Origin of the sequence: Aurantimonas sp. A3-2-R12, assembly GCF_036016755.1 — a bacterium.
Lineage (GTDB): Bacteria > Pseudomonadota > Alphaproteobacteria > Rhizobiales > Rhizobiaceae > Aurantimonas > Aurantimonas coralicida_A.
The window spans coordinates 1-5,678 of sequence record NZ_JAYXIH010000087.1 but is presented as its reverse complement, the minus strand read 5'-3'; the positions used below and the strand labels follow the sequence as shown (position 1 = coordinate 5,678).

The window sequence follows — 5,678 nt, the reverse complement described above, 5'->3', positions numbered from 1 at the left end:
TCCTTCTCGGCGTCGGTCAGCGTGCATCGGCGCGGGCGAGTCATGGGAATCTTGACTCACATCCAAGCCCTCAAATCAAGCCAGATTGCCAACCAGGTGAGCAGTTACCCTGTGCGAGCACCTGATCTGTGGTTTGCGGAAGCAGCGGAGGTCGGCCGCCAAGTTGAGCTGGAACTGCTTGCAATCCGCCTTGCGCTGCAGGAGCTGTCGGACCTCCCGACCGATATTTATGTGGCGCTCAACGTATCCCCCGATACGATCTTGAGCGGTCAGCTTCCGGCGGCACTGGAGGGCATGGCTCCGGAGCAGATCGTTCTTGAGATTACGGAACATACTTCGGTAGAGGATTACGCGTTCTTGACCCGGGCTCTCCAACCCTTGCGCCAACGCGGCCTGCGGATAGCCGTCGACGACGCGGGGGCTGGATATGCCAGCCTGCGCCATGTTCTTCAGCTGAAGCCGGAGATGATCAAGCTCGACGTCACCCTGACCCGGAACATCGACGAGGACCTCGCCCGCCGAGCCCTTGCATCGGCGCTGATCGCTTTCGCCAAGGAGACTGGAAGCCTCATTATTGCCGAGGGCGTGGAGGCAGCCTCCGAACTCGCCGTGCTTCGAAGGCTAGGTGCCCACCAAGCGCAGGGTCACGTCTTCAGCAAGCCGATGTCACTCGCCGAGTTATTAGACCTCCTCGAGCAGGAACTGTCAGTGCCGCGTGAATTCCCCCCCCAAAGCGCCGAAGTAAAATTCCCAAATTCCGCCGGTCAACTCGCTGTGGCGATGGGGTGGAGCCGAGGCGGTCGCCCGCGACGGCGCGGCTCTGCTTGTAGCGGCGGAGCGATGATAGCCTTCGAGCGGACGTGCTCGGGCATGAGCTCGGCGTGCTGGCGAAGCCGATAGCTTGATCCCTCGCTCTGAACGACGACGGCGTGATGCAGCAGGCGATCGAGGAGCGCGGTGGCGACGACCGAATCGCCGAAGACGTCGCCCATTCGGCAAAGATGCGATTGGACGTCAGGATATGGACCTCGCCGGCAAGCTTGTGAACCTCGACAATCCGCCGGCGCGTGGCGTCAGGAACGCTGTAGAGGTTGCCGTCGACACTGACCATGCCGTCCCGGCTGAGGCGGCGCTCCAGCTTGAGGACCGATCGGAACGGCGCGAGCGGCAGCAGCCGCAGACAGGGCCGTTCCTCGGCGAACGCTTCGCCGACGACGCGCTGGGTCGTGGCATGCACCCGGCAGTTGGCGACGGTATCGAGCCAATGGGCCAGTTGCCGGTTCAGATCGTCGAGATTGCGGAACGAGCGCGCCAGGAAGAAGTCTTCCCGGATATATCGAAACGGCCGCTCCACCTTACCCTTCGTCTGAGCCCGATAAGGGAGCAACTGGATCGGCTGCCAGAAGCGCCCCGGACGCCAGTGAGCGTGCTCTTCGATCAACTTGCCGAGACGAACAAGCGGATCGAGCAGTTGACCGGCGAGATCGAAGAGACCCACAAGCAAAGCGGGACAAGCCAGCGCCTGACCACAATACCGGGTGTCGGCATGCTTTCGGCGACGATCATCACGGCGACGACGCCTGATGTCAGCAATTCCGGGTCCGCGAGAGACTACGCTGCCTGGCTCGGCCTTACACCCAAACCGCACTCGACCGGCGGTAAACAGAGGCTTGGTCGAATCTCGAAGATGGGCAACCGTTATATCCGGCGATTGCTGTATCTGGGCGCCATGGCGCAGATCATGGTCAGACGGAGGCTCGGGCTGGGATTGGACTGGCTATCGAGCATGCTGATCCGGAAAAAGACAAAGGTCGTCGCCATCGCCTTGGCACATCGCATGGCAAGAACGATCTTCGCTGTCCTTCGGGACGACATACGCTATCAGCCGCAGGCGGCCGCCTGATCGGCTAAAGGAATGGTCAGGGCAAAGTGAGGTGATGGCGAACGGACGGAGCCGAAGAACCAGGACACCCCGATCAATCCGAAGCGCTTTGAGCGCGCTCGATTGATTGGGACCAGTTCTCCAAGCGAACATTCATCAGGGCGCGCAGCGATCCCGCGGCATATTCAGACGCCGTATACATGGCCGCAACCGACCTGTTCATCAAAACCGATCCGACAATCCTTGACCCGCAGGAGCCATCCATACACGGATTGAAGTCGGGGCTGTAAGGCGGCAGATATCGCAGTTGCGCACCGGCCTTTTCGATCGCCTGGCGCACGCCATCAGCTTTGTGCGCTGGAAGATTATCCATGACCACCACGTCTCCTGAACTGAGCGTCGGCGCCAGCACCTGCTCCACATAAGCGATCAGACTTCTCCAGACAATATTCGGGCGAGAATCATTGCCGTCAGGCGCATTGATTGCAATCTGCGCTGGCGTTACAAACGAACATGCCTGATCAGTTCAGCGACCAGATCCAGCGTGCGCTGAGCGTGCTCGAAACCGACCGGAAGGGTCTGACACGCATGCTCGAAGTTTCGATGGCCACATTGCGATCGTGGGAAGTGCGTTCGCCACCTGCCTATGCGTGGCTTGCAGTTGCGGCACTCATAGCGAGCCTTGGGACGAAACGGCTGACTGACCCCGCCAACCAAAACACGAGGCACGCGTCAGATCGCTTTACCCTCGACAGAGGCAGTGACAAGGGACGCTTCTCATAGTGGCTTCATCTGCTCCGGGAAGTGGGAATCGAAAGGACCGCTCGGGAAGGCGAGCGGGTCCCCACGATCCGATCGACGTGGCGGTCGGCCGAAAACTTAAAATCCGCCGGACTGCAGTCGGCATGAGCCAAGTAAAACTTGCCGAGCGTCTAGGTGTGACGTTTCAGCAGGTCCAGAAATATGAGAAGGGCGCAAATCGACTCGCAGCTTCTACACTTTACCGGGCAGGCCGCGCCTTATCGGTCCCCGTCGAGCACTTCTTTGAAGGGGTCGATGACGTCGATGTCGAAACGGAGATTGCCGATCTCAACCCTGCCGCGTATCGGGAGGCCAGTGCGTTCATGAAGATCGAAGATGCCAAGGTGCGCGCTGCAATCAGCGCCCTGGTTCAGGTGCTTGCTGCCGACGATCAGGAGAAATGACGAATGGCAAAATCTGAGTATGGAAGTTTGGCTCAAAGGGCCGCTCGCAGACTGCACGTCTGNTGACGAATGGCAAAATCTGAGTATGGAAGTTTGGCTCAAAGGGCCGCTCGCAGACTGCACGTCTGCGAGCGGCGACATTCCATGTCAGTATCGGTTCGCTAGAGGTGGCCTAGGGTTTCTCAAGAATCTTTGCTCTGAGGGATCGTTAGCGCGAGAAAACGGTCACGCTGCCGTCCGCGTTGGTCTCTAACGCGACGACCGACGAAACATCGACATTCTGCGCATCGAGCGCTGCCGAAAGTTCTGCATCGGCTTCGATCGCCGCCTGAAGCGCTGCGATGTCCTCCTCATTGTCAGCGACCGCGTTGTCGAGGGCGGCAGCGTTCTTGCCTTGAACCTCCCCTTCGACGTCAACAACCGTGACTGACGACGCGTTTGCCAAGGCGTCAATGTCGTTCTCGGAGGTCGGATCGCGGAAATGGCACGACCGAAATTGGTCTCCGAGCTCACGTATACATTGCCCTGGGCCTCACCGCCTGCAGCACCGCTTACACCCATTCCACCTGCATTACCGTTTCCGCCTGCTGTTGCTCCACCGGACGCGCCGGCTCCAATCCCGCCGCCAGCGGCACCTGTGCCAGCTTCACCAGATGCGCCTGTGCCGCCGCTGCCGACGCCACCACCGAAATTGCCAGAGGCACCGCCACCGTCTCGATTTCATTCGCCGATCGATTGATCATTGTGTCCCGACGAGCCGGACTTATGAACCCGCTGTGTGGTGAATGTGGCTTCTCTGGTCAACTCGATCGCGCCTTAAAAACCTTCCGTGAACGTCGGACCTGTGGGCGGTGCGCGATCCAATCGAAACACGTCAATCCTCGCGCTCGGTTGCAATGGCGCAACTGCGGCACTTCGGTCATCCCAGCTGTTCGGTAGGCGGCTTATCGGTTGCGGGCGGAAAGACCGCGTTTGCGGTATTGGCCGCGGTGAGAATTCCCGAGATCAGACCGTTGTTAGGAATGCATTAAGCACAACCGCGCATGATCGTCATGCGGGGCTTGGTATTGCGTTCCTCGCCTTTCCGCCAAGGTATGCTTATTATAGTTCGCGCTGATTTGCGGCGCGCAACATCTCCTGGATGCGCGCCACAACCTGCGCTTCATCATAGGGTTTGGCCATCAGCGGGCCGTCTTCGCATAGATCACCGGCCTTCTCCGCCGCGTTGACCATGCCGGAGTTCAGGATGACATGGAGGTCCGGTCGATGCTGGCGTATCCAACGGGCAAGGCCAAACCCGTCGAGTTCGCCAGGCATCTGAACATCGGAAAAGACGACGTGAATCGTCCGGTCGGATTCGATGACTGCCTTTGCATCGTCGCCCGTGGAGGCTTCGATAACATGGAAGCCGCAGTCCCGGAGATAGTCGGCAATGTTGATGCGAATGAACAACTCGTCCTCAACGACGAGGACCGTTTTGTGGTCATCGCTTTGCGCGGAGCCTTTTGTATTCGCTTGGGCGTAATTCATCGTCCTAAACGTCGACGCCTTGAAACGGTTCCCGTTTCGCCACGTTTGCCCGAAAGGATCTGGCGCGTCTCTGCCAAGCTTTGCTCAGCGGGAACGGCGGTGCGTAAGGGTAGAGGCTGATCCGCTCCATTCCAGATCACGAAGCCTCGCGCACGCCTCGAGCACCTTTCGAATCTTGTATTTTTCAAGATTGACGACGTTCGTTCGCCCCCCGGCCGCACACAGGTCGATAATCAGTCGGATGAGTTCATCATCGCTGATCGTCGCGTCGTCAGCCAGCGTGGCAGCGATGTTTTCAATATCAACAGTCATGCCGAAACATCTCCATACGTCCCCCTCCCCATCGTAAACCTGCGGGATCCACCGAGACGATCAAGGGCGTCGCCGGTTTTCCACAGAACGACGGTTAACGGGTCGTAACGGTTACGCCGCCGCGCAGGAGGAATATGACGCGCTGACGGAGCGGTACGACAGCGCCGAGGAACTGCCCGATGACGTGGATCAGCGGTTTGGGTAGCTTGAGACCGAGATCGAGTGCATCGACGCCTTGCGCCGAGGTCGAGGACGCGGAGGAAGATGGCAAGCCGCTGTCTGATAGTCTTGTCCGCGACCTGACCGCCCACCGGACGCCTGGCCTGCGTCTCGCGCTTGGCGAGCAGCCGGACATGGCGTTGCTGGCCGTCACCCATAGCCACGACCTGTCCTGGCTGAGAGGACCGAAAAGAGCCTCGGGCGAGCCAGTCCTTGCCGCCGGGCCTGACCTGCCTCGCCATGGTCGAGGCCACAGGCACCCGTGCCGGCAAGATAACTACGACCCGGCACTATCATCTGGCCTCGCGGCCGCTGAGCGCCGAAGCCTATCTGAAGGCCGCCCGGGCACATTGGTCGATCGAAAACAGCCGCCACTGGGTGCTCGACATGACCTTCGATGAGAACCGCGCCCGCAACCGCAAGGGAATGTCCCGGTCTCTGTTGAAACTCTGAAGTGGGCGGCGTTGCCCGCCTTGAGCCGTTAGGCTCGGGGTGCCGATTCCACTGAGGAGAGCAACGCCATGAAGAAA

At 59.9% G+C, this 5,678-nt stretch carries 7 protein-coding genes and 5 pseudogenes; 4 read left to right on the top strand and 8 right to left on the bottom strand.

The window, feature by feature from the left end:
• Positions 1–42: 42 nt before the first annotated feature.
• On the top strand, positions 43–900 hold the full coding sequence (locus VSX60_RS21830; protein ID WP_327626348.1) for an EAL domain-containing protein: 858 nt from the start codon (positions 43–45) through the stop codon (positions 898–900).
• Here the strand turns inward: VSX60_RS21830 and VSX60_RS21825 are convergent.
• Positions 792–1,021 (bottom strand): annotated as a pseudogene (locus VSX60_RS21825) (ATP-binding protein); the annotation flags it as partial. The gene VSX60_RS21830 and the pseudogene VSX60_RS21825 sit on opposite strands and share 109 nt — an antisense overlap.
• An 11-nt stretch (positions 1,022–1,032) precedes the next feature.
• Positions 1,033–1,381: pseudogene (locus VSX60_RS21820) on the bottom strand (Mu transposase domain-containing protein); the annotation flags it as partial.
• Between VSX60_RS21820 and VSX60_RS21815 the strand changes: the two are divergent.
• Positions 1,376–1,903, top strand: a pseudogene (locus VSX60_RS21815) (IS110 family transposase); the annotation flags it as partial. The pseudogenes VSX60_RS21820 and VSX60_RS21815 sit on opposite strands and share 6 nt — an antisense overlap.
• Positions 1,904–2,150: 247 nt before the next feature.
• Here the strand turns inward: VSX60_RS21815 and VSX60_RS21810 are convergent.
• Positions 2,151–2,309: pseudogene (locus tag VSX60_RS21810) on the bottom strand (transposase); the annotation flags it as partial.
• Positions 2,310–2,742: 433 nt separating this feature from the next.
• On the opposite strand from VSX60_RS21810, the gene VSX60_RS21805 reads away from it, so the two are divergent.
• The gene (locus tag VSX60_RS21805; RefSeq protein ID WP_327649458.1) at positions 2,743–3,087 is read left to right on the top strand and encodes a helix-turn-helix domain-containing protein; all 345 of its coding nucleotides are present in this window, start codon (positions 2,743–2,745) and stop codon (positions 3,085–3,087) included.
• A 208-nt stretch (positions 3,088–3,295) separates the two neighbouring features.
• Here the strand turns inward: VSX60_RS21805 and VSX60_RS21800 are convergent, their stop codons facing one another.
• From VSX60_RS21800 to VSX60_RS22660, 5 genes are all read right to left on the bottom strand, one after another.
• Entirely contained in the window at positions 3,296–3,532 is a 237-nt protein-coding gene (locus VSX60_RS21800; protein WP_327626346.1) for a hypothetical protein, read from the bottom strand.
• A gap of 106 nt (positions 3,533–3,638) precedes the next feature.
• The gene (locus tag VSX60_RS21795) at positions 3,639–3,830 is read right to left on the bottom strand and encodes a hypothetical protein (protein ID WP_327626345.1); all 192 of its coding nucleotides are present in this window, start codon (positions 3,828–3,830) and stop codon (positions 3,639–3,641) included.
• A gap of 358 nt (positions 3,831–4,188) precedes the next feature.
• Positions 4,189–4,617: a response regulator gene (locus tag VSX60_RS21790; RefSeq protein WP_327626344.1), complete on the bottom strand. Its 429-nt coding sequence runs from the start codon at positions 4,615–4,617 to the stop codon at positions 4,189–4,191.
• A gap of 84 nt (positions 4,618–4,701) precedes the next feature.
• Positions 4,702–4,929, bottom strand: a complete 228-nt coding sequence (locus VSX60_RS21785) for a hypothetical protein (RefSeq protein WP_327626343.1) — start codon at positions 4,927–4,929, stop codon at positions 4,702–4,704.
• Between the two features lie 94 nt (positions 4,930–5,023).
• Positions 5,024–5,200, bottom strand: a complete 177-nt coding sequence (locus tag VSX60_RS22660; RefSeq protein ID WP_442873137.1) for a hypothetical protein — start codon at positions 5,198–5,200, stop codon at positions 5,024–5,026.
• Between the two features lie 109 nt (positions 5,201–5,309).
• On the opposite strand from VSX60_RS22660, the pseudogene VSX60_RS21775 reads away from it, so the two are divergent.
• Positions 5,310–5,630: pseudogene (locus VSX60_RS21775) on the top strand (ISAs1 family transposase); the annotation flags it as partial.
• Positions 5,631–5,678 lie beyond the last annotated feature (48 nt).

What these genes read in the sequence shown, in the direction of transcription:
- VSX60_RS21790 (WP_327626344.1), bottom strand. Translation starts at nt 4,617, where the DNA reads ATGAATTACGCCCAAGCGAATACAAAAGGCTCCGCGCAAAGCGATGAC.
- VSX60_RS21830 (WP_327626348.1), top strand. Translation starts at nt 43, where the DNA reads ATGGGAATCTTGACTCACATCCAAGCCCTCAAATCAAGCCAGATTGCC.
- VSX60_RS21785 (WP_327626343.1), bottom strand. Translation starts at nt 4,929, where the DNA reads ATGACTGTTGATATTGAAAACATCGCTGCCACGCTGGCTGACGACGCG.
- VSX60_RS21795 (WP_327626345.1), bottom strand. Translation starts at nt 3,830, where the DNA reads ATGATCAATCGATCGGCGAATGAAATCGAGACGGTGGCGGTGCCTCTG.